At 52.2% G+C, this 20,211-nt stretch carries 13 protein-coding genes; 8 read left to right on the plus strand and 5 right to left on the minus strand.

Features of this window, described 5'->3' with window-relative positions:
- Positions 1-175: 175 nt before the first annotated feature.
- The 3 genes from H0247_RS05725 to garD form a co-directional block, all read right to left on the minus strand.
- Positions 176-601, minus strand: a complete 426-nt coding sequence (locus H0247_RS05725) for a FlxA-like family protein (RefSeq protein WP_180741663.1) — start codon at positions 599-601, stop codon at positions 176-178.
- A 166-nt stretch (positions 602-767) separates the two neighbouring features.
- Positions 768-2,303, minus strand: a complete 1,536-nt coding sequence (locus H0247_RS05730; protein WP_180741664.1) for a PAS domain-containing methyl-accepting chemotaxis protein — start codon at positions 2,301-2,303, stop codon at positions 768-770.
- Between the two features lie 663 nt (positions 2,304-2,966).
- The gene (gene garD, locus H0247_RS05735) at positions 2,967-4,541 is read right to left on the minus strand and encodes a galactarate dehydratase (RefSeq protein ID WP_180741665.1); all 1,575 of its coding nucleotides are present in this window, start codon (positions 4,539-4,541) and stop codon (positions 2,967-2,969) included.
- Between the two features lie 541 nt (positions 4,542-5,082).
- On the opposite strand from garD, the gene H0247_RS05740 reads away from it, so the two are divergent.
- Positions 5,083-6,435, plus strand: a complete 1,353-nt coding sequence (locus H0247_RS05740) for an MFS transporter (RefSeq protein WP_180741666.1) — start codon at positions 5,083-5,085, stop codon at positions 6,433-6,435.
- 659 nt (positions 6,436-7,094) lie between these two features.
- Here the strand turns inward: H0247_RS05740 and H0247_RS19990 are convergent.
- Positions 7,095-7,145, minus strand: coding sequence for a CxxxxCH/CxxCH domain-containing protein (locus H0247_RS19990; protein ID WP_370463307.1), 51 nt, complete (start codon positions 7,143-7,145; stop codon positions 7,095-7,097).
- 452 nt (positions 7,146-7,597) lie between these two features.
- Between H0247_RS19990 and H0247_RS19995 the strand changes: the two genes are divergently transcribed.
- The 5 genes from H0247_RS19995 (at position 7,598) to H0247_RS05765 (ending at position 13,067) form a co-directional block, all read left to right on the plus strand.
- A complete protein-coding gene (locus H0247_RS19995) occupies positions 7,598-8,389 on the plus strand; it encodes an enolase C-terminal domain-like protein (RefSeq protein WP_370463308.1) in 792 nt (263 codons plus the stop codon).
- A 36-nt stretch (positions 8,390-8,425) separates the two neighbouring features.
- On the plus strand, positions 8,426-9,766 hold the full coding sequence (gene gudD, locus H0247_RS05750; RefSeq protein ID WP_180741668.1) for a glucarate dehydratase: 1,341 nt from the start codon (positions 8,426-8,428) through the stop codon (positions 9,764-9,766).
- Positions 9,767-9,835: 69 nt separating this feature from the next.
- On the plus strand, positions 9,836-10,606 hold the full coding sequence (gene garL, locus H0247_RS05755; protein WP_180741669.1) for a 2-dehydro-3-deoxyglucarate aldolase: 771 nt from the start codon (positions 9,836-9,838) through the stop codon (positions 10,604-10,606).
- Between the two features lie 223 nt (positions 10,607-10,829).
- Entirely contained in the window at positions 10,830-11,744 is a 915-nt protein-coding gene (garR, locus tag H0247_RS05760; RefSeq protein WP_370463309.1) for a 2-hydroxy-3-oxopropionate reductase, read from the plus strand.
- Between the two features lie 177 nt (positions 11,745-11,921).
- Positions 11,922-13,067, plus strand: a complete 1,146-nt coding sequence (locus tag H0247_RS05765) for a glycerate kinase (protein WP_180741671.1) — start codon at positions 11,922-11,924, stop codon at positions 13,065-13,067.
- A 424-nt stretch (positions 13,068-13,491) separates the two neighbouring features.
- On the opposite strand, the gene barA is transcribed toward H0247_RS05765, so the two are convergent.
- Positions 13,492-16,287, minus strand: coding sequence for a two-component sensor histidine kinase BarA (barA, locus tag H0247_RS05770; protein ID WP_180741672.1), 2,796 nt, complete (start codon positions 16,285-16,287; stop codon positions 13,492-13,494).
- A 108-nt stretch (positions 16,288-16,395) separates the two neighbouring features.
- Here barA and rlmD point away from each other — a divergent pair, with 108 nt between their 5' ends.
- Positions 16,396-17,748, plus strand: a complete 1,353-nt coding sequence (gene rlmD / locus H0247_RS05775; protein ID WP_180741673.1) for a 23S rRNA (uracil(1939)-C(5))-methyltransferase RlmD — start codon at positions 16,396-16,398, stop codon at positions 17,746-17,748.
- Positions 17,749-17,798: 50 nt separating this feature from the next.
- Positions 17,799-20,033 (plus strand): GTP diphosphokinase, encoded by a 2,235-nt coding sequence (relA, locus tag H0247_RS05780; protein WP_180741674.1) that lies wholly within the window; start codon positions 17,799-17,801, stop codon positions 20,031-20,033.
- The last annotated feature ends 178 nt before the right edge of the window (positions 20,034-20,211 follow it).

The raw sequence follows: 20,211 nt of genomic DNA on the forward strand, positions 1-20,211 counted from the left end.
TATACCCGAGTGATGTGGGGTACAAGCCGTTATATCGGCAATTTAAGCACGTTATCGAAGGGGATATTGTTGGCAATGAAACATGAAATACTCACTTTCCTGATCGCTCATGTAACAAAATGTATCAGTCAGGAAAGTGAGAGAAATAGAAAGGGAAATACATCAGACATTGCTGTCAGACGTAGATATCAACTCCGTCTTTTTTTTCTTTATTTTCAGTTTTTTGCGATGTTGTTCTTGATGCGGCTTCCATCGCTGTCTTTTCCGCTTCTTCTTTTTGGATGCGGGCAATTTCGGCATAGAGCGCTTGGATCTGTGCCTGAATCATCTGCTGCTGTTGTTTGATGAGTTTACGTTCGTCTTCACTTTGTGCATTGGCGGCCGATGCGCCCAGATCTTTTAGTTTCTTGGTCAGCTGTTTGATTTGATGTTGTAATGCGGCAATCTTTTGCTGAGCACCACTACTGCCAGCAGGCGCAGACTTACTCTCATTCGTCGACGCAGTCTTACTCTCTGTATTAGATGCAGACTTACTGACCGTAGAGGCTGCCGGTACGTTTGATACCGTATTCATGGTAATCCGGCTGATATCATTAGCCATCACTTCCTCCTGAAATAAGTCAATTCTCCGATTGTTATCGGCTGTGCCACTCTGTTCTTTACGAAAAGCTTACAAATGGGTGAGGCTATTGTGTCTTTCTGGCGGGAAAAAGGAACTGGCAAGGGCGCTTTCCTGCTCCCTTGCCGCAACCGAGGGGGGACGTCCGTTAGCTACCGTATACGTTAATTGCGCTATTCAACCGTCTGGCCTGAAGGTTTAGCCCTTCAGCGGCTTCTGTAGAGTGCGTAACCATCTCAGTATTGTGTTGTGTCATCTGTTCTATCTGTGCAATAGAAGTATTGATCAGTCCCAATGCTGCGGTTTGCTCACGCGTTGCGTTACTGATTTCTTTGATCATCGTGGAGACTTGCAAGACTTCATCAACGATGTCTCTAATGTGTTTGCCTGCGTTTTCTGCCATGGCGCTGCCTTGTTTCACACTTTCAACGTTAGCATCAATAAGTGCTTTAATTTCTTTGGCCGCAGAGGCGGAATGTTGTGCCAAATTGCGAACTTCGGCTGCCACTACAGCGAACCCTCTTCCCTGCACGCCAGCACGTGCTGCTTCAACCGCCGCATTCAGAGCAAGGATGTTAGTCTGGAAGGCAATGCTGTCTATCACGCCAATAATATCCACGATTTTATCGCTGGCACTGGAAATAGAATCCATCATGCCGATGGTTTCCTTCATGATGGTTCCACCTTTTAGTGCCGTATTGCTGGCGGCTTCCGCCATGGTCGTGGCCTGTGCTGCGGTTTCTGCACTTTGCTGTACAGCAACAGTAATTTCTTCAATCGCGGCAGCGGTTTGTTGCAGATTTGCTGATGTTTCTTCTGTGCGCGTATTCAGGTCGACATTGTTTTCCGCCAGCTTATGGCTGACGTTGGTAATCCCATTTACCTGTGTGCTAACGTCATCAACCAGCGAGTGTAAATTGAGGCTAAACTGGTTAACGGAACGTAGCAACAAACCGATTTCGTCTACGCGATTCAGGTGTATATGCTTTGTTTTACGGCCTGAGACTACAAGCTGAGCCTGCTTCAGTATCGTCGCGATTGGCTGTGCAATTTGCTTTTGTAAAAATTGATCTATGATGATGATGAGTAGTAGCGTCAGTGCCAATAGCCACAGTGGATTCATACCACTGAAAGCAAGTAGTGTGGGAATGAGCCCCGCCGTCAATACCGCGATGCGTAAGCGCCAGCGGACTGATAACTTTTGCAATAGCGAGAGTGGCGAAAAGAGTCCGGTGCGAACGACTAGTCCCTTGTAGAATTTATGGTTGCCCGCCTGTTTTTTCTGCACGGCGCTATACAACGCTTCGGCAGATTTGATCTCTTCGGCGCTGGGCGTGTTACGTACCGAGATATAGCCTGCGAGATGCTCCTGCTGGTAGACCGGCGTAACGTTGGCGCGAACCCAGTAGTGGTCGCCGTTGTTGCGGCGGTTTTTCACTAATCCTGTCCAGCTATCGCCTTGTTTCAACGTAAACCACATGTCGGCATAGGCTTCAACGGGCATGTCAGGGTGACGCACAATATTGTGTGGCTGGTTGATGAGCTGCTCTTCAGAAAAACCGCTAACCTTAATGAAGGCAGAGTTGGCATAAGTAATGTGGCTGTGAATATTTGTCGTGGACATCAATATGGTGTCCATGTCTAACAGATACTCCTGCTGTGTAACAGGTGTATTCACTCTCATGAGAAACCCCGGCGTACGTATCCCGTTCAGTTCCCAGGTCCAGCCATACTGACCACTTTTCTCGTCTCAGCCGTTCTGATTATTACAGAAGCTGATGCGCAGTATTGTGGCCGCGTGGTACATCCCGTGAAATCTGTCAGGCATATTGCTGTGTAAATACTCAAGTTATTCCAATGGGTAGGCTGAAATTTTTTGGGCGCTCACTCATTTATATAAAACAATGCTAAGCATTACTTATGAGTAAGTTATTGACCCTGTATTGTGCGTGATGGCAATTTTGTAACGGTGTTTTTGTAACAAATATGTCATCAGAGTTAGCACGCTTTTTCAGCACGCGTAAATTTATGATGGGGACGGTTACCTGTCAATTGATTCATTTTATTGGCAATAAATAATTGGTAAAAAAATGATTAAGAATAGATGATGAGTAAATAGGGATTATTCTTGAAGGTTTTTTTGAATCAATGAAATTGACGCTAAGAAGAATGCTTTGTTAATTTTTTTTTATTTTTTCTTTGCGTGAATGAAATTAAATGTTGCTTTGCTGAGGTTTATTCTTTTAATTATCGTTTTTTTTTCATTTTTATTGATGCTGAATTTATTGTAGATCAAATAATGCCATCCACAGGCCAGATAATGGATCTGGCCTGTGGAGAACGATAATCAGGTTACCGGTGCGGGATTGAAAACGGCCAGTGCGTTATGAAGCCCCCACTGATCGGACCAGGTTTTTTTCTTGCCACTGGCAATATCCAAAATGAAGTGGAAAAGCTGCCAGCCCACGTCTTCTATCGTGGCTTCTCCGGTAGCAATCGTACCGGCATCAATATCCATCAGATCGTGCCAGCGGTTTGCCAGTGCAGTACGGGTTGCCATTTTGATGACGGGTACCGCGAGCAGGCCATAGGGTGTACCGCGACCCGTGGTAAAAACCTGCACGGTGATACCGGAAGCAAGCTGCTGGGTGCCACACACGAAGTCACTGGCGGGCGTTGCGGCGTAAATTAGCCCACGTTTGGTGGGGCGTTGACCGGGAGAAAGGACCTCGACAATCGCGCTGGTGCCAGATTTGGCGATGGAGCCGAGCGCTTTTTCCACCACGTTCGCCAGACCTCCTTTTTTATTGCCTGGTGAGGGGTTGGCGCTACGATCGGTCTGGCCGCTGTCGAGGTAATTGTCGTACCAGGCCATTTCTTCCAGCAGACGTTTACCGACTTCTTCATTGATAGCGCGCGGCGTTAACAGATGAATGGCGTCGCGCACTTCAGTTACTTCGGAGAACATGACGGTTGCGCCGCAGCGTACCAGTAGATCGGATGCAAAACCGACGGCTGGGTTCGCGGTGACACCAGAGAAAGCATCGCTGCCGCCACACTGCATGCCGACAACCAATTCTGAGGCCGGACAGGTTTCACGCTGACGTTTGTTTAGCCGTTGCAGGTGTTTGTCTGCCATCGTCAGGATGTCATCCACCATCGATCTGAAACCCACGTGGTGTTCATCCTGCAAGCGGACAATACTACTGTCATCAAGAGAAATGGCCTGTACGTCTGATGTCCCTTCCAGCAGGCGTTCCGGTTGTAATTTTTCACAACCCAGGCCGACAACCAGTATCTCACCGCCAAAATTCGGGTTTAGCGCTAGGTTGTGAATGGTGCGGATAGGAACGACCGCCGCAGGTGCATTGATTGCCACGCCACAGCCGTAGAGATGGTTGAGTGCGACCACGCCATCCACATTGGGATATTTCGGTAATAAATCCCGCTCGATAATTTTGACGACATAGTCCACTACGCCCGCGACACAGTGCACGCTGGTGCTGATGCCCAACAGATTTTTTGTGCCTACGCTGCCATCGGCGTTACGGTAACCTTCAAAGGTGTAGCCTTCCAGCGAAGGAAGGGAGGCCGGGACTTTAGTCGCCAGTGGCAGGGTTTCCAACGCGGGAGCCTGAGGCAACTCGACCAGGGATTCATCAATCCAGCTTCCTTTAGCAATATCGCGTAGCGCATACCCGATAATTTCACCATAGCGGATAATTGCGCCTGATTTGGCGATATCAACAAGGGCAACTTTGTGTCCCTGCGGAACATGCTCAATTAATTCCAGATTATCATTAAAACGGGTTCCGGCACGTAAGCCATTATTATTAACAACAATGGCAACATTATCAGAATCGTGGACCTTAATATAAAGTGGCTGCTCTTGTGCAGCATTACTTTCTGATTTATCTGACATGATGCAAGCCTTTATTATTGGTTTAGCAGAAACGCTGTGGTAATGATTACCACGCTATTACTTCATTGCTCGCTAACGAGTATACGTGAGGTTCTCTTTTCGTACATTATGCAATTGACCTAAGCCTGAGCTTTTTGTTTCTGATTTATCAGGCGAAGCCCCAAATTTTGGTGAGTTTGATCACATTCTTCCTGCGTGCGTTTTTTAAGGGAGAAATGAAAATAATGTGTACGAATGTAAAAAAAGAATAGCGGCATTTTTCGTGAAACACCTCGCACTATATAGGGCAAGTGCACCAACATATTCAAAAGGACATTTTTAATGTTGTGCTTTTATCTAGTGAGCGGGCAGTGGGTAAAAATTATAATGATCCGGCGAGTTGAAGATGTCAGCTAATTACTCTGAAGCTATATAGCCTGGCTATTCGCAAAAAAAATAAAAATGGGAATTTAACTATCCACTTATCTTCATTCTGATAACCCTACACGTTATCTGTTATTCGGAATGAATGAGCGAACCGCGATTGAAGCAGGAGTTCATCATGAATACAGTAAGCTCAGCAGCTGGCGCGATACAAAAGAGAACAAACGCCCGCTACTGGATTGTCGTGATGTTGTTTATCGTCACGTCATTTAACTATGGCGACCGTGCCACATTGTCCATCGCTGGCTCTGCTATGTCCAAAGAGATTGGGTTGGATGCGGTAGGGATGGGTTATATCTTCTCAGCGTTCTCCTGGGCCTATGTGATTGGGCAAATACCTGGGGGCTGGCTGCTTGATCGCTTTGGCTCAAAGAAAGTTTACTTCTACAGTATCTTCACCTGGTCGGTTTTTACCTTATTACAAGGCTTTGTCGATATCTTCAGCGGTGCGGGCATTGTTATTTCTCTGTTCCTCCTGCGCTTTATGGTCGGCCTGTGTGAATCACCTTCCTTCCCAGGAAATAGCCGTATTGTCGCTGCTTGGTTCCCTGCACAAGAACGTGGAACAGCCGTCGCGATATTCAACTCGGCCCAATACTTTGCGACCGTGATTTTCGCCCCTATTATGGGCTGGTTGGTACATGCGGTGGGTTGGGCGCACGTGTTCTGGTTCATGGGGGGGTTGGGGATCATCCTCAGCGTTGTCTGGTTGAAAGCGATCCACGATCCTAAAGATCATCCTGGCGTGAATCAGGCTGAACTGGATTACATTGAGGCCGGTGGTGCGCTAATCAACATGGATGCCAAAGGGTCGAAGAAAACGACCGAAAAAGGAGAGAAATGGCATCAGATCAAGCAATTACTACAGTCTCGTATGATGCTCGGCATCTATATCGGTCAATACTGTATTAACGCACTGACCTACTTCTTCATCACCTGGTTCCCACTCTATCTGGTTCAGGCGCGTGGCATGTCGATTCTCAAAGCCGGGTTTGTTGCCTCGGTACCTGCAATCTGCGGTTTTGTCGGCGGTGTTCTGGGCGGCATTATTTCCGATTATCTGATGCGCCGGACCAATTCACTGACCTTTGCCCGTAAAACACCTATTGTCCTCGGTATGTTGCTCTCCATGTCGATGGTGATTTGTAACTATGTAGAAACCGAATGGGTGGTTATTGCGGTGATGTCTGCGGCTTTCTTCGGGAAAGGCATTGGTGCGCTGGGCTGGGCGGTTATGGCCGATACCGCGCCGAAAGAAATCAGCGGATTGAGCGGTGGGCTGTTCAACATGTTCGGTAATGCGTCTGGTATCGTGACGCCGATTGCAATTGGCTACATCATCGGAATAACTGGCTCTTTCAACGGCGGTCTGGTGTACGTCGGGATTCATGCGCTGGTTGCCATCGTCAGCTACCTGTTTATCGTACAGGATATTAAACGTATTGAATTGAAGCCATTCGCCAAGAAGTAAGGCTATTCGTTACCGTATTAATTTGCATATAGGCAATGACACAAAACGCTGCGCTATCGTACTGATGGCGCAGCGTTTCGCTATTAGGCTTGCCGCTTATTTACCTCATGGAAAGCCAGGTTTTATCTCTTTGAAATCGGTTGCTGGGAAGCGGTATTTCGGGGGTTATAAGGCGGAAATTCGCTTTCCCCGGTTTTCGTGAAACACCTCCCATTGGCCTGTGATAATGACATATTTAATCTGCATTTCGACAGGGAATGCTGTGCTATTGCCCAATGAGTTGTGAAATAAGAAAACTTATACTTTTTCCTGAGGTTGGTAAGGCGGTATTGATTCTGACAACGCTTTTCTGACTGGTTTATTCCGGTATCGGGACAGTTATAACCTGTTTTTATTCTGATAACCCTACAAGCATTACCATTTCAAATCAGAGTAAAAACAAGGTCGCGCTAATAAAGTAGGAAAACAACATGAAATCATCTACTGGTGCACCATCTGTTTTTTATTTCTGTATGACTGAATTATTTTCCTCATCCTCAACGTGCTTCTGCGTTGTGGCAAACATCGGAAACCTAAGCGTAAACCCTGTGCGCACCATTCGTGACGGGAGCCTGTAATGACAAACTTTTCAGCGACCCCTGTAATTACCGACATGAAAGTCATCCCCGTCGCGGGCTATGACAGTATGTTGCTGAACATCGGCGGCGCACATGGTGCTTACTTTACGCGTAACCTCGTCATTTTAACCGACAGCGCCGGGCATACCGGTGTCGGTGAAGCCCCCGGCGGTGAAGTCATTTACAACACGCTGGTTGAGGCCATTCCTCGTGTAAAAGGCGAACAAATCGCTCGTATGAACCGTCTGGTTCATGACATTCATGTCGGCAACCAATCTTCTGATTTTGATTCCTTCGGCAAAGGTGCCTGGACGTTTGAACTGCGCGTGAATGCGGTCGCGGCACTCGAAGCGGCGCTGCTCGATCTGCTGGGGCAATTTATGGGTGTCCCCGTTGCCGAGCTGCTGGGGCCAGGGAAGCAGCGTGATGACGTCACCGTGCTCGGTTACCTGTTCTATATCGGTGACCGCACAAAGACGGACCTGCCTTATTTATGCGGTGAAAAAGGTAAGCACGAGTGGTATCACCTGCGTCACCAGCAGGCGATGGACAGCGAGGCGATTGTGCGTTTGGCCGAAGCCACCACTGACCGCTATGGATTTAAAGATTTCAAGCTCAAAGGCGGCGTGTTGCCCGGTGAGCAGGAAATCGATGCCGTGAAGGCGCTGAAGAAACGCTTCCCAGATGCCCGCATTACCGTCGATCCAAACGGGGCTTGGCTGCTGGATGAAGCGATTGGTTTGTGCAAAGACATGAAGGGCATTCTGACCTACGCGGAAGATCCGTGCGGTGCCGAACAAGGTTTCTCCGGCCGTGAAGTGATGGCGGAATTCCGCCGTGCCACTGGGCTGCCCGTCGCGACCAACATGATTGCCACCAACTGGCGTGAAATGAACCATGCCGTGATGCTACAGGCCGTCGATATCCCGCTGGCCGATCCCCATTTCTGGACAATGCATGGTGCGGTGCGCGTCGCCCAACTGTGTGATGAGTGGGGGCTGACGTGGGGCTGCCATTCCAATAACCACTTCGATATTTCGCTGGCAATGTTCACGCACGTGGGAGCGGCAGCACCGGGTAACCCGACGGCGATTGATACACATTGGATCTGGCAGGAAGGTCAGCACCTGACCAAAGAGCCGCTGCAAATCGTCAACGGCAAAATTAAGGTACCGGAACGGCCCGGTCTGGGGATTGAGCTGGATATGGCACAGGTGACGAAAGCCCACGAACTGTACAAAAAATTACCGAGCGGGGCACGTAATGATGCCGTCGCCATGCAGTACCTGATTCCTGGTTGGAAGTTTGATCGCAAACGCCCGGTTTTTGGCCGCTAACCCGACATAAAAAAATGAGAGAGAAAGGATAAGAAAATGACATTGCAAAATTCAACGCCGGTTATTACCCACATGCAGGTTATTCCGGTTGCAGGTCACGACAGTATGCTGCTTAACCTGAGCGGCGCACATGCACCTTATTTCACTCGCAACATTGTGATTCTGAAAGATAACGCCGGGCATACCGGTGTCGGTGAAATTCCCGGCGGTGAGAAAATCCGTCAGACGCTGGAAGACGCTGCCGCGCTGGTGGTCGGCAAAACGCTGGGTGAGTACAAAAATGTGATGACGGCGGTGCGTGAGCAGTTCGCCGACCGTGACTCCTCCGGGCGCGGCTTGCAGACGTTCGATCTGCGTACCACTATCCATGTCGTCACGGGGATAGAGGCCGCCATGCTCGATCTGCTGGGGCAGTTCCTCAATGTCAGCGTGGCCTCGCTGCTGGGTGACGGCCAACAGCGTGATGCCGTTGAGATGCTGGGTTATCTGTTCTACATCGGCGATCGCAATAAAACCGACTTGCCTTACCAGAGCCAGGCTAACGAGAAATGCGACTGGTATCGTCTGCGTCATGAAGAAGCGCTGTCTCCAGAAACCATCGTACGTCTGGCTGAGGCGGCGTATGAAAAATACGGTTTCAATGATTTCAAGTTGAAAGGCGGCGTATTAGCCGGTAGCGAAGAAGCCGAAGCGGTGACCGCGCTGGCGAAACGCTTCCCGCAGGCGCGCATCACGCTGGATCCTAACGGTGCCTGGTCACTGGATGAAGCCATCGCTCTGGGCAAACAGCTGCGCAACGTGCTGGCGTATGCAGAAGATCCGTGCGGCGCGGAGCAAGGTTTCTCCGGCCGTGAAGTCATGGCGGAGTTCCGCCGTGCGACGGGGTTGCCGACGGCAACCAACATGATCGCCACTGACTGGCGGCAGATGGGGCACACCATTTCACTGCAATCGGTCGATATCCCGCTGGCCGATCCGCACTTCTGGACGATGCAAGGTTCCGTACGTGTGGCGCAGATGTGCCACGAATGGGGCTTAACCTGGGGCTCTCACTCCAATAACCATTTTGATATTTCACTGGCCATGTTTACCCAGGTCGCCGCTGCGGCACCGGGCAAGATTACGGCGATTGATACGCACTGGATCTGGCAGGAAGGCAATCAGCGCCTGACGAAAGAACCGTTGCAGATTGTTGGCGGTATGGTGGAAGTGCCGAAGAAACCGGGTCTGGGCATCGAACTGGATATGGATCAGGTGATGAAAGCACACGAACTGTATAAAAACATGGGATTAGGCGCACGTAACGACGCCATGGGAATGCAGTACCTTATTCCTGAGTGGACGTTTGATAATAAACGTCCGTGTCTGGTTCGCTAACGTTCTGATTTTCCGTTTTTTAAGCGCGCCGCTTCAGGTAAGCGGCGCTGGAATGACCGAGGATAAAAAATGAAGACTCCGCTGTTACCTAACCGTTTTCGCCAAGATTTGCAGCAGGGCAAAACGTTGATTGGCTGCTGGTGTGCGTTGGGCAACCCGATTTCCACTGAAGTGCTGGGACTGGCGGGATTCGACTGGCTGGTGCTGGATGGCGAACATGCGCCTAACGATATCGTGACGTTTATTCCTCAGTTGATGGCGCTGAAAGGCAGCCACAGCGCGCCTGTCGTTCGTCCGCCGTGCAATGAGCCAATCATCATCAAGCGGCTGTTGGATATCGGGTTCAATAACTTCCTGATTCCCTTCGTGGAAACGGCGGAAGAAGCTGCGCGTGCGGTTGCGTCAACGCGCTATCCGCCTGCGGGTATCCGCGGCGTTTCCGTGGCGCACCGTAGCAACGCTTATGGCACGGAACCGGACTATTTCGCCAAGATTAACGACAGCATTACCGTTGTGGTGCAAATCGAAAGTCAGGACGGCCTCGACAATCTGGATGCGATTATCGCGGTTGATGGCGTAGACGGCGTGTTTGTTGGCCCAAGCGACCTGTCTGCGGCGTTGGGCTATCTCGGTCAGCCTAATCATCCCGACGTGCAGAAAGCGATTCGCCACATCTTCGATCGTGCCGCGGCGCATAACAAACCCTGTGGCATTTTGGCACCGGTTGAAGCCGATGCGCGTCGCTATCTGGAATGGGGCGCAAGCTTTGTCGCGGTCGGTAGCGATCTGGGGGTGTTCCGCAGCGCAACACAGGCGCTGAGCGACAAGTACAAGAAGTAATTCAGACCGTTGACAAACCTATTTACGGAACGAGAACGATGGTAATGGGATAGAAGAGTAAAGCGTCCGCGCCAGGGATGGCGCGGCTCGAGCTTACAGGGACGTACTTGCAGCGTCTTTACGATCTACCCATTACCATTGCTCGGCGTACTTTGTCAGCAAATTCAGTGGTTCCGCGGCGAAGCGAATCCGCTATGAGGCGGGTTCATCGTGAATTGAAGTGATATCTACATCAGACAATGAGGTTAGGGCGATGAAAATTGGTTTTATTGGACTGGGCATTATGGGAAAACCGATGAGTAAAAATCTGCTGAAAGCAGGTTACTCATTAGTCGTGATGGACAGAAATCCGGACGCGGTCGCGGAAGTTGTCGCGGCAGGCGCTACGGCGGCTGAGACGCCGAAACAGGTTGCGGAGCAGTGCGACGTTATCATCACCATGCTGCCTAATTCACCGCACGTGAAAGACGTGGTGCTGGGTGAAAACGGCGTCATCGACGGTGCGCGTGCCGGAAGTATTGTGGTGGATATGAGTTCCATCGCGCCGCTTGCCAGCCGTGAAATTGCGACGGCGCTGGCGGCGAAAGAGATCGCCATGCTGGATGCACCGGTCAGCGGCGGTGAGCCTAAAGCTATCGACGGCACGCTGTCTGTGATGGTGGGTGGCGACAAAGCGCAATTTGACCGCTGTTTTGAGATTCTGAAATCCATGGCGGGATCCGTGGTTCATACCGGTGAGATCGGCGCGGGCAACGTGACCAAATTGGCGAACCAGGTGATTGTGGCACTGAACATTGCCGCCATGTCTGAGGCGCTGGTGCTGGCAACGAAAGCAGGGGTTAACCCGGATCTGGTGTATCAGGCAATACGCGGTGGTTTGGCGGGCAGCACCGTGCTGGATGCGAAAGCGCCGATGGTGATGGATCGTAACTTTAAGCCGGGTTTCCGCATCGATCTGCACATTAAAGATTTGGCGAACGCATTGGATACCTCACACGGTGTTGGTGCCCAATTGCCGTTAACGGCGGCGGTGATGGAAATGATGCAGGCGCTGAAAGCGGACGATCTGGGATCGGCCGACCACAGTGCGCTGGCGTGTTACTACGAGAAGCTGGCCAAAGTGGAAGTTACGCGATAAGCCGTGAAGCGATAGTCACGAGGCTGGCACAGGATGCCAGCCGACTGGCAGAGAATCATTCTGATCTATCCAAGAGATTTCAGGACCTGCAGCCCTGAAAGCTGGCGGGTATAAGCGCCGTTTCATGAGCGCGCGGATTATTGATGCAATCGGAACGTTGATGAAATCGGATCGTTTATGAAAATAGTGATCGCACCGGATTCTTATAAAGAAAGCCTGTCTGCACAAGATGTTGCTACGCAGATTGAAAAGGGATTTCGTGAAATATTTCCCGATGCCTGCTATGTCAAATTACCTGTTGCAGATGGTGGGGAAGGCACAGTTGAAGCGATGGTCGCGGCGACCGATGGCAAGATTGTGAATGTTAAGGTCACAGGACCGTTAGGCGACAGCATCGACGCGTTCTTTGGCCTGTCTGGCGATGAAAAAACGGCTTTTATTGAGATGGCGGCGGCAAGCGGTCTGGAACGTGTACCTTCGCAACTGCGTAACCCGTTAAAAACAACCAGCTATGGCACGGGCGAACTGATTCGCTGCGCGTTAGATTATGGTATCCGGCACTGCATCATCGGGATTGGCGGGAGCGCAACCAATGACGGCGGATCGGGCATGGTGCAGGCGCTCGGCGCGAAGCTGCTGGATAAGCAGGGCGAACAGATCGGTTTTGGCGGTGGTGAGCTCGACAAACTCGCTCGCATTGATATCAGCGAGCTGGATGAACGTATTAAAGGCTGCCGTTTTGAAGTGGCCTGCGATGTGACCAACCCACTGACGGGGAAACAGGGCGCATCGGCGATTTTTGGCCCTCAGAAAGGGGCGACGCCGGAGATGGTTGAACAGTTGGATAATGCGCTGAAGCATTATGCGGCGGTAATTCGCCATGATCTGGATATGGACGTGGAACACGTTCCTGGTGCCGGGGCAGCGGGCGGCATGGGCGCGGCGCTACAGGCGTTTTGCGGCGCTGAGCTGCGTCAGGGCATTGAAATTGTCACGGAAGCGCTGGGGCTGGATGAACTGGTTCGAGATGCCACACTGGTGATTACCGGCGAAGGGCGCATCGACAGTCAGACGATCCACGGTAAAGTGCCGATTGGCGTGGCGCGGGTCGCCAAACAGTATAATAAACCGGTGATTGGTATTGCAGGCAGCCTGACGGCAGACGTCTGCGTGGTACATGAACATGGTCTGGACGCGGTATTCAGCGTGCTTTACAACATCTGCTCACTCGAAGAAGCGCTGGATAATGCGGCAGAGAATGTGAGGATGGCAGCGCGTAATATTGCCGCTACGATCCGGTTGGCGCAGTCGATGTCGCGTTGATCGTCATCGTGATGCGATAGTGTTTGGTATTTATACACATTTCTATGCAGACTGAGAGACGGTTTCGTGCGCCACAATACGGCTATTTCATGCTACTTCGCAGCACGCGCCCGACACGGGGCGCTCAGTCGCCGCCGCCCCGTGACCCCAGGCTTTCGGCGGAAATTATGCCGCTAACGCGGTGCCTTCGTCGGTATCTGGCTTAACGGACCGCTTGCGACACGTTTACTAGCCCCATAAATGGGGCTCACCCTTCGGGCCAGCACAAGTGCTGTTCAAAAACGTCTTTGACGTTTTTGTCCGACGTGGCGCAAGCTTTCGCCGCGTCCTGCGGCTCATCCGAAGCCCGCTATCTCCTCAGCATAATTTTTTACGCCTGATAACAGCAAAGCGCACGAAACTGTCTCCGCAGTGGGGATATTAATTACGAATGCATAGGACTGATATGCGGTTGGGCGGCGTTGATGACGTTATCGATTTCGTCCAGTAGCTCCAGCCATTCGGGTTCCAGATCGCTGGCGTGAACGCCTTTACGCAACTGTTGTTCCAGATAGCGGCAGATGCGTTGCAGGCGCGGAACGCCGCTGTAGCTGCAACTGCCGTGCAGTTTATGCACCAGCTCGATGATGTCATCATCCGTCTGGCCCTCCAGCACCTTTTCTATCTTCCGCTGAACCTCCGGTAAGAAATCCAACAGCATTTGCAGCAGGTCACGTGCCAACTCCGGCTTGTTGGCCGCCTGTTGCTGTGCCAGCGCCCAGTCGAGTGATAGCTGGCTATCGTCGTGCTCGCTCAATAAACCCGTCATATCACCGCGATCGCGCTTTAAAGGCTCCTTTCGCGCATGGCGCGTTAGCACGCTTTTCAGCATCTGTTCGTCTATCGGTTTAGCCAAATAGTCATCCATACCTGAACGCAGCAGATGTTCACGTTCACCCGTCATGGTTTGTGCCGTCACTGCGATGATGGGCGTGGTGGCATGATGGGGGATATGGCGGATCCGCTCACTGGCGCAAATGCCGTCCATCCCCGGCATCTGAATATCCATGAGGATAATGTCGAACGGGTGCAGCTTCGCCTGTGCAATCGCATCTTGTCCGCTTTCACACAGGATAATCGTCTCGACCTGTTCTTCCAGCAGCGTGCCGATCAGTTTCAGATTAGCGGGATTGTCATCCACCGCCATCACGCTTAGCGGCAGACGGGCCGGATGGCGTGTGGCACTCGGGTGAGATGCCGTATCGTCCGGCAGGAAAGAGAGCTGGAACAGCGTGCTGTCCTGTAACAGCGGCAGCAGGCGCGATGCCGCGAGTGGTTTGCTCAGGCAGGCATGTACGCCGAAGGTTTTCAGCTGTTCGGCATCCATTTGCGCCAGACTGGGCAGCGCCAAAATCACACAGGGGGCGCGACGGCAGATATCACGCAGTCTGGGCGTGTAGTCGAGCAGTGTGTTGCGATATTGCACGGGAATGCCGAGCAGCAGGATATCGAACTCTCCCTCAGGCAGTTGCTCAAACGTCGGGCTGTAGCTCACGATGAGTGGCGTCTGGTTCAAAATATCCAGCGTGGCCTGCGCAGCGATGGGGTGATACTCGACGTAGGCCAGATGTTTGCCTTGCAGCATCGTATAAGCCGGCTCTGTCGGTATCGCGTGCGGGTTGAGCGGCAGCGTGATGTGGAACCAGAAGGTCGATCCCTTGTTGAGCTGGCTCTGGAAACTGATATCACCGCCCATCTCTTTGACCAAACGTTGGGTGATGACCAGCCCGAGTCCCGTGCCGCCATGACGGCGTGAAATACTGGTGTCGGCTTGGCGGAATGCCTGAAACAGCTGCGATTGCTGCAACTCGGCAATGCCGATGCCGGTATCGCGTATTTGCACTTCTAGCTGAACCTGATGATGTTCCTGTCGACGCTTCTCCACCCGAATATCGATGTTGCCCTGCTCGGTAAATTTAATCGCGTTGCCCAGCAGGTTGGTGATGATTTGCTGTATCCGCAGTGGATCGCCGACAAACTGTTCGGGCACGTCATTCTGAATGCTGAGCGTCAGCTCCAACCCTTTTTCATGTGCCGTGTGCGCCAGCAGCATCACAACGTCGTCCAGCGTGCTGTGCAGCGAGAACGGAATATTCTCCAGCACCAGTTTGCCGGCCTCCAGCTTTGAGAAATCCAGCACATCGTTAATGATGTTCAGCAGGTTATTGGCGGAACGTTCGATGGTAAGTAGATAGTCAGTTTGTGTGGTGTTCAGCGGTGTTTTCAACGTCTGGCGAGTGAAACCGATCACGCCATTCAGCGGTGTTCTCAGTTCGTGTGACATATTGGCCAGAAACTCAGACTTGATGCGTGCCGCTTCCTGTGCCCGCTTTTTGGCCAGATCCAGTTCGACGTTCTGGATCTCCATCTGCTCCAGCGTTTCCCGCAGATCGTAGGTCGCCTGATCGATATTTTGCTGCATTTCCTCATGGTAGGCGGTCAGCGACATCGCCATGGAGTTGATGCCGTTTTTCAGCATGTGCAATTCGCCGAGCATGTACCCTTCTACTCGGCTATCCAACTGCCCACGGCGAATGCGGTCAACGGTATCCACCATATTACGGATCGGGGTCGTGACATCCCGCATCAGACGATAGGCAAAGAGAACGGCGGCACTCAACGATAACAACAACAAGAGCGCGGCGATGAAGATTTCCTGATACTGCTGAAGCCGAATGGCGCTGGTGTCCAGTTCGATCACCAGATAGCCGAGAGGGGGGGCGGTACTGGGCAACACGGGCGCCGAGCCTTCAGGCATAAATTCGCTGTCATTGACGATCGGCATGTGCAGAATCAGCGCGTCGTTTGTGTGGTGCAGGTGCAATTTGTTGTAGGAATGTGCGTCGCTGCTGATCGGCTGTAATGTCACGTTGTTGCGTACGTTGGTGGTAGCCAGAAGCTGATTGCGCGCATCGAACACGCTAATGGTACGAATAATCGTAGAGTGCCGACGGTGAAGCGTATTGATTAACGCGGGAATGGTGTCCATCTGACGATGGGTAATTGCGTAAGCGCTGATGGTTGCCAGCGGTTCAATAATGCTAGAGCCTGAGTCTGCCAATTGTGACTGCAACTGGTTGTAACGATGAATGACGAAGAACGAACTGAGCAGCAGCCCGATCATCAGTGTCGGTGCCAAAATCAGTATCAACATCCGTGCACGAAGACTGTATTTGGTCATGGGGTTCCAATGTGGGAGAATTAGAGGATGCTAGGCACCCTATTATTTAATTTCGTTACTGGGTACTGCCACTGCCGTTCAACTTAAGAGATCAATCGATAGTACATTATGGCGCAATTCTACTCTCCAAACCGGCGTGTGACGACCCGGAAAGCGATTCCTGCTAAGAACCTCACTGTTACGGTCACGTCGCTTGATCCGTTTGGGCAGGGGGTGGCGCGTCACGACGGCAAGACGGTGTTTGTCACGGGGGGACTGCCGGGAGAGCAGGCTGAGGTCCAACTGACGGAAGAGAAGCGTCAGTTTTCGCATGCAAAGCTTAAACGCCTTCTGACACATAGCCCACAGCGCGTTGAGCCGCTGTGCCCGCATTATACCCGCTGCGGCGGCTGCCAACAGCAGCATGCGGACATCACGCTGCAACAGAGCAGCAAAACGGCGGCATTGGTGCGCCTGATGACGCGCGAAACGGGCGCGGAGCTGCTGGACGCCTCGCTGATTGCCGGCACACCTTATGCCTATCGGAGGCGCGCGCGGCTTGCGTTATACTTTCAGGCAAAAGAGCAGCGTCTGTTGATGGGCTATCGACAATCCAATTCTCACGATTTGGTGGATATTAAAGCCTGTCCGGTGTTGCGCCCCGAGCTTGAAGCGCTGCTGCAACCGCTGCGCGATTGTTTGAGCCGATTAAAGGCGGTGAAGCGCCTTGGGCATGTGGAACTGGTGCAGGCGGACAACGGCCCGCTGCTGGTGTTGAGGCACCTTGAACCGCTCCATTCATCGGATCAGCAGGCGCTGCGTGACTTTGCGCAGCAGCAGGGCGTTTCGGTTTATCTGGCAGCGGATGCCGACTCGCTGACGTGTCTGCACGGTGAAGAACCGGTTTATCACGTTGCCGGGTTGACGCTGGCCTTTAGCCCGCGTGATTTTATTCAGGTGAATGACGTGGTAAACCAGCAGATGGTCGCGCAGGCGCTGGCATGGCTGGATGTGCAACCGCAGGATAGAATATTAGATCTGTTTTGTGGCATGGGTAACTTCACGCTGCCGCTGGCACAGCGTGCTGCCAGCGTTGTCGGCGTGGAAGGGGTGACCGCGTTAGTTGAGAAAGGGCGCGAGAATGCCCGACGCAATGGGCTGTCCAATGTCACATTTTTTCACCAAAATCTTGAAGATGACGTCACGCAGCAGCCGTGGGTAGCTCAGGGTTTTGATAAGATATTACTTGATCCGGCACGTGCGGGTGCGGCAGGTGTGATGGAGCAGATAACCCGACTGGCACCTGAGCGGGTGGTCTATGTTTCCTGTAATGCCACGACGCTAGCGCGCGACAGCAAAGTTTTATTGGCAGCCGGTTTTAGGCTGGCGAATGTCGCCATGTTGGATATGTTTCCACATACCGGTCACCTTGAATCGATGGCACTGTTTTTGCACGATACCGGCACGCAAAAGGCGTCATAGGCAGCAAAGCAGCGTCGTTTGCAAGGTGAAGGGTAACGTAGGGAGAAATTATGGTTGCGGTAAGAAGTGCGCATTTGAATACGGCAGGTGAATTTGTCCCTGACGCGTGGATTGCTTCGCTGGGGATTGCCAGCCAGCAATCGTGTGAACGTTTAGCCGAAACCTGGCGTTACTGTGAGCAGCAAACGCACGATCACGCCGATGCACCACTACTGCTGTGGCGCGGCATTGAAATGGTGGAAATCCTGTCCACGCTCAGTATGGACAATGACAGCATGCGCGCGGCGCTGCTCTTTCCACTGGCGGATGCGGGTGTGGTCGATGAGGCGACGCTGGAAGCCGTATTTGGTAAAAACATCGTTGATTTGGTGCATGGCGTGCGCGATATGGATGCAATTCGCCAGCTCAAAGCAACGCAGAATGACTCTGGCGCGTCTGAGCAGGTCGATAATATCCGTCGCATGTTGCTGGCGATGGTGGAAGATTTCCGCTGCGTAGTCATCAAACTCGCCGAGCGGATCGCGCACCTGCGTGAAGTGAAAGATGCCCCAGAAGAAGAACGGGTACTGGCGGCTAAAGAGTGTACCAATATCTACGCGCCGTTGGCGAACCGGCTGGGCATCGGGCAGTTGAAGTGGGAATTGGAAGATTTCTGCTTCCGCTATCTGCACCCAGATGAATATAAAAAAATCGCCAAACTGTTGCACGAACGCCGCATCGATCGCGCGCAGTACATTGATGATTTTGTCAAAACGCTGCGCAATGCGATGAAAGAAGAGGGCGTTCAGGCGGAGATCTACGGTCGTCCCAAGCATATCTACAGCATCTGGCGCAAAATGCAGAAAAAGTCGCTGTCGTTCGATGAGCTGTTCGATGTACGTGCGGTGCGTATTGTCGTCGAGCGTTTGCAGGACTGCTACGGGGCGCTCGGTATTGTGCATACCCACTATCGTCATTTGCCAGACGAGTTTGACGACTATGTCGCCAACCCGAAACCGAACGGTTATCAGTCTATTCACACTGTGGTGTTAGGGCCGGGTGGTAAGACGCTCGAAATCCAGATTCGTACGCGCCAGATGCATGAAGATGCCGAACTGGGTGTGGCGGCACACTGGAAATACAAAGAAGGCACCACCGTGGGCGGGCGTTCCGGTTATGAAGGCCGCATTGCCTGGCTGCGTAAACTGCTTGCCTGGCAGGAAGAGGTGGCGGATTCGAATGACGTGCTGGATGAAGTTCGCAGTCAGGTCTTTGACGATCGCGTCTATGTCTTTACGCCGAAAGGCGACGTGGTGGATCTCCCGGCAGGCTCTACGCCGCTGGATTTCGCTTATAACATCCACAGCGATATCGGGCACCGCTGCATCGGTGCAAAAATCGGTGGACGTATTGTGCCGTTTACCTACCAATTACAGATGGGTGATCAGATTGAAATTATCACCCAAAAGCAACCGAACCCGAGCCGTGACTGGCTGAATCCGAATCTGGGGTATATCACCACCAGCCGTGGACGTTCCAAGATCCAGAACTGGTTCCGCAAGCAGGATCGCGACAAGAATATTCTGGCGGGACGGCAGATTCTGGACGACGAACTGGCGCATCTGGGGATCAGCCTGAAAGCGGCGGAGAAATTGCTGCTGCCGCGCTATAACGTGAATTCGCTGGATGAACTATTGGCGGCGATCGGCGGTGGCGATGTTCGTCTGAACCAGATGGTGAATTTCCTGCAATCGCAGTTAAAACAGCCAAGTGCGGAAGAACTGGATCGTGAAGCGCTGCGCCAATTGACGCAGAAATCGCAACAGCCGCCAACACGTACTCATAAAGACAACGGTCGTGTGGTTGTGGAAGGTGTCGGTAACCTGATGCACCATATTGCGCGCTGCTGCCAGCCGATTCCGGGCGACGAGATCACTGGGTTCATCACGCGCGGTCGGGGGATTTCGATTCACCGCGCGGACTGCGAACAGTTGGATGAACTGCGCGCCAGTTCGCCGGAGCGGATTGTGGACGCGGTATGGGGCGAAAGCTACTCCAGCGGTTATTCGTTGGTGGTGAGGGTGATTGCCAACGATCGCAGCGGCCTGTTGCGCGATATCACCACCATTCTGGCGAATGAGAAGGTCAATGTACTGGGCGTTGCTAGCCGCAGCGACATCAAGCAGCAGTTGGCAACAATTGATATGGATATCGAGATCTACAACCTGCAAGTGTTGAGCCGCATTCTGGCGAAGCTCAACCAACTGCCGGATGTGATTGATGCGCGGCGCCAGCAGGGAGCGTAACACCTACCAGCCTGTCTATCATTGACGGTGTTGAGACGAAATGATCTAGGAACGTCAGCGTTGCTTGCTGTTATCCAGCGTAAAAAATTATGCTGAGGAGATAGCTGGCTTAGGATGAGCCGCATGGACGCGGCGAAAGCTTGCGCCACGCAGGGAGCGTGTCGCAAGCGGTCCGTTA

It is taken from the genome of Pectobacterium sp. CFBP8739 (genome assembly GCF_013449375.1).
Taxonomy (GTDB): domain Bacteria; phylum Pseudomonadota; class Gammaproteobacteria; order Enterobacterales; family Enterobacteriaceae; genus Pectobacterium.

Coding starts and splice junctions, on each gene's coding strand:
- H0247_RS05725 (WP_180741663.1), bottom strand. CDS start 601: ATGGCTAATGATATCAGCCGGATTACCATGAATACGGTATCAAACGTA.
- H0247_RS05730 (WP_180741664.1), bottom strand. CDS start 2,303: ATGAGAGTGAATACACCTGTTACACAGCAGGAGTATCTGTTAGACATG.
- garD (WP_180741665.1), bottom strand. CDS start 4,541: ATGTCAGATAAATCAGAAAGTAATGCTGCACAAGAGCAGCCACTTTAT.
- H0247_RS05740 (WP_180741666.1), top strand. CDS start 5,083: ATGAATACAGTAAGCTCAGCAGCTGGCGCGATACAAAAGAGAACAAAC.
- H0247_RS19995 (WP_370463308.1), top strand. CDS start 7,598: ATGGACAGCGAGGCGATTGTGCGTTTGGCCGAAGCCACCACTGACCGC.
- gudD (WP_180741668.1), top strand. CDS start 8,426: ATGACATTGCAAAATTCAACGCCGGTTATTACCCACATGCAGGTTATT.
- garL (WP_180741669.1), top strand. CDS start 9,836: ATGAAGACTCCGCTGTTACCTAACCGTTTTCGCCAAGATTTGCAGCAG.
- H0247_RS05765 (WP_180741671.1), top strand. CDS start 11,922: ATGAAAATAGTGATCGCACCGGATTCTTATAAAGAAAGCCTGTCTGCA.
- barA (WP_180741672.1), bottom strand. CDS start 16,287: ATGACCAAATACAGTCTTCGTGCACGGATGTTGATACTGATTTTGGCA.
- rlmD (WP_180741673.1), top strand. CDS start 16,396: ATGGCGCAATTCTACTCTCCAAACCGGCGTGTGACGACCCGGAAAGCG.
- relA (WP_180741674.1), top strand. CDS start 17,799: ATGGTTGCGGTAAGAAGTGCGCATTTGAATACGGCAGGTGAATTTGTC.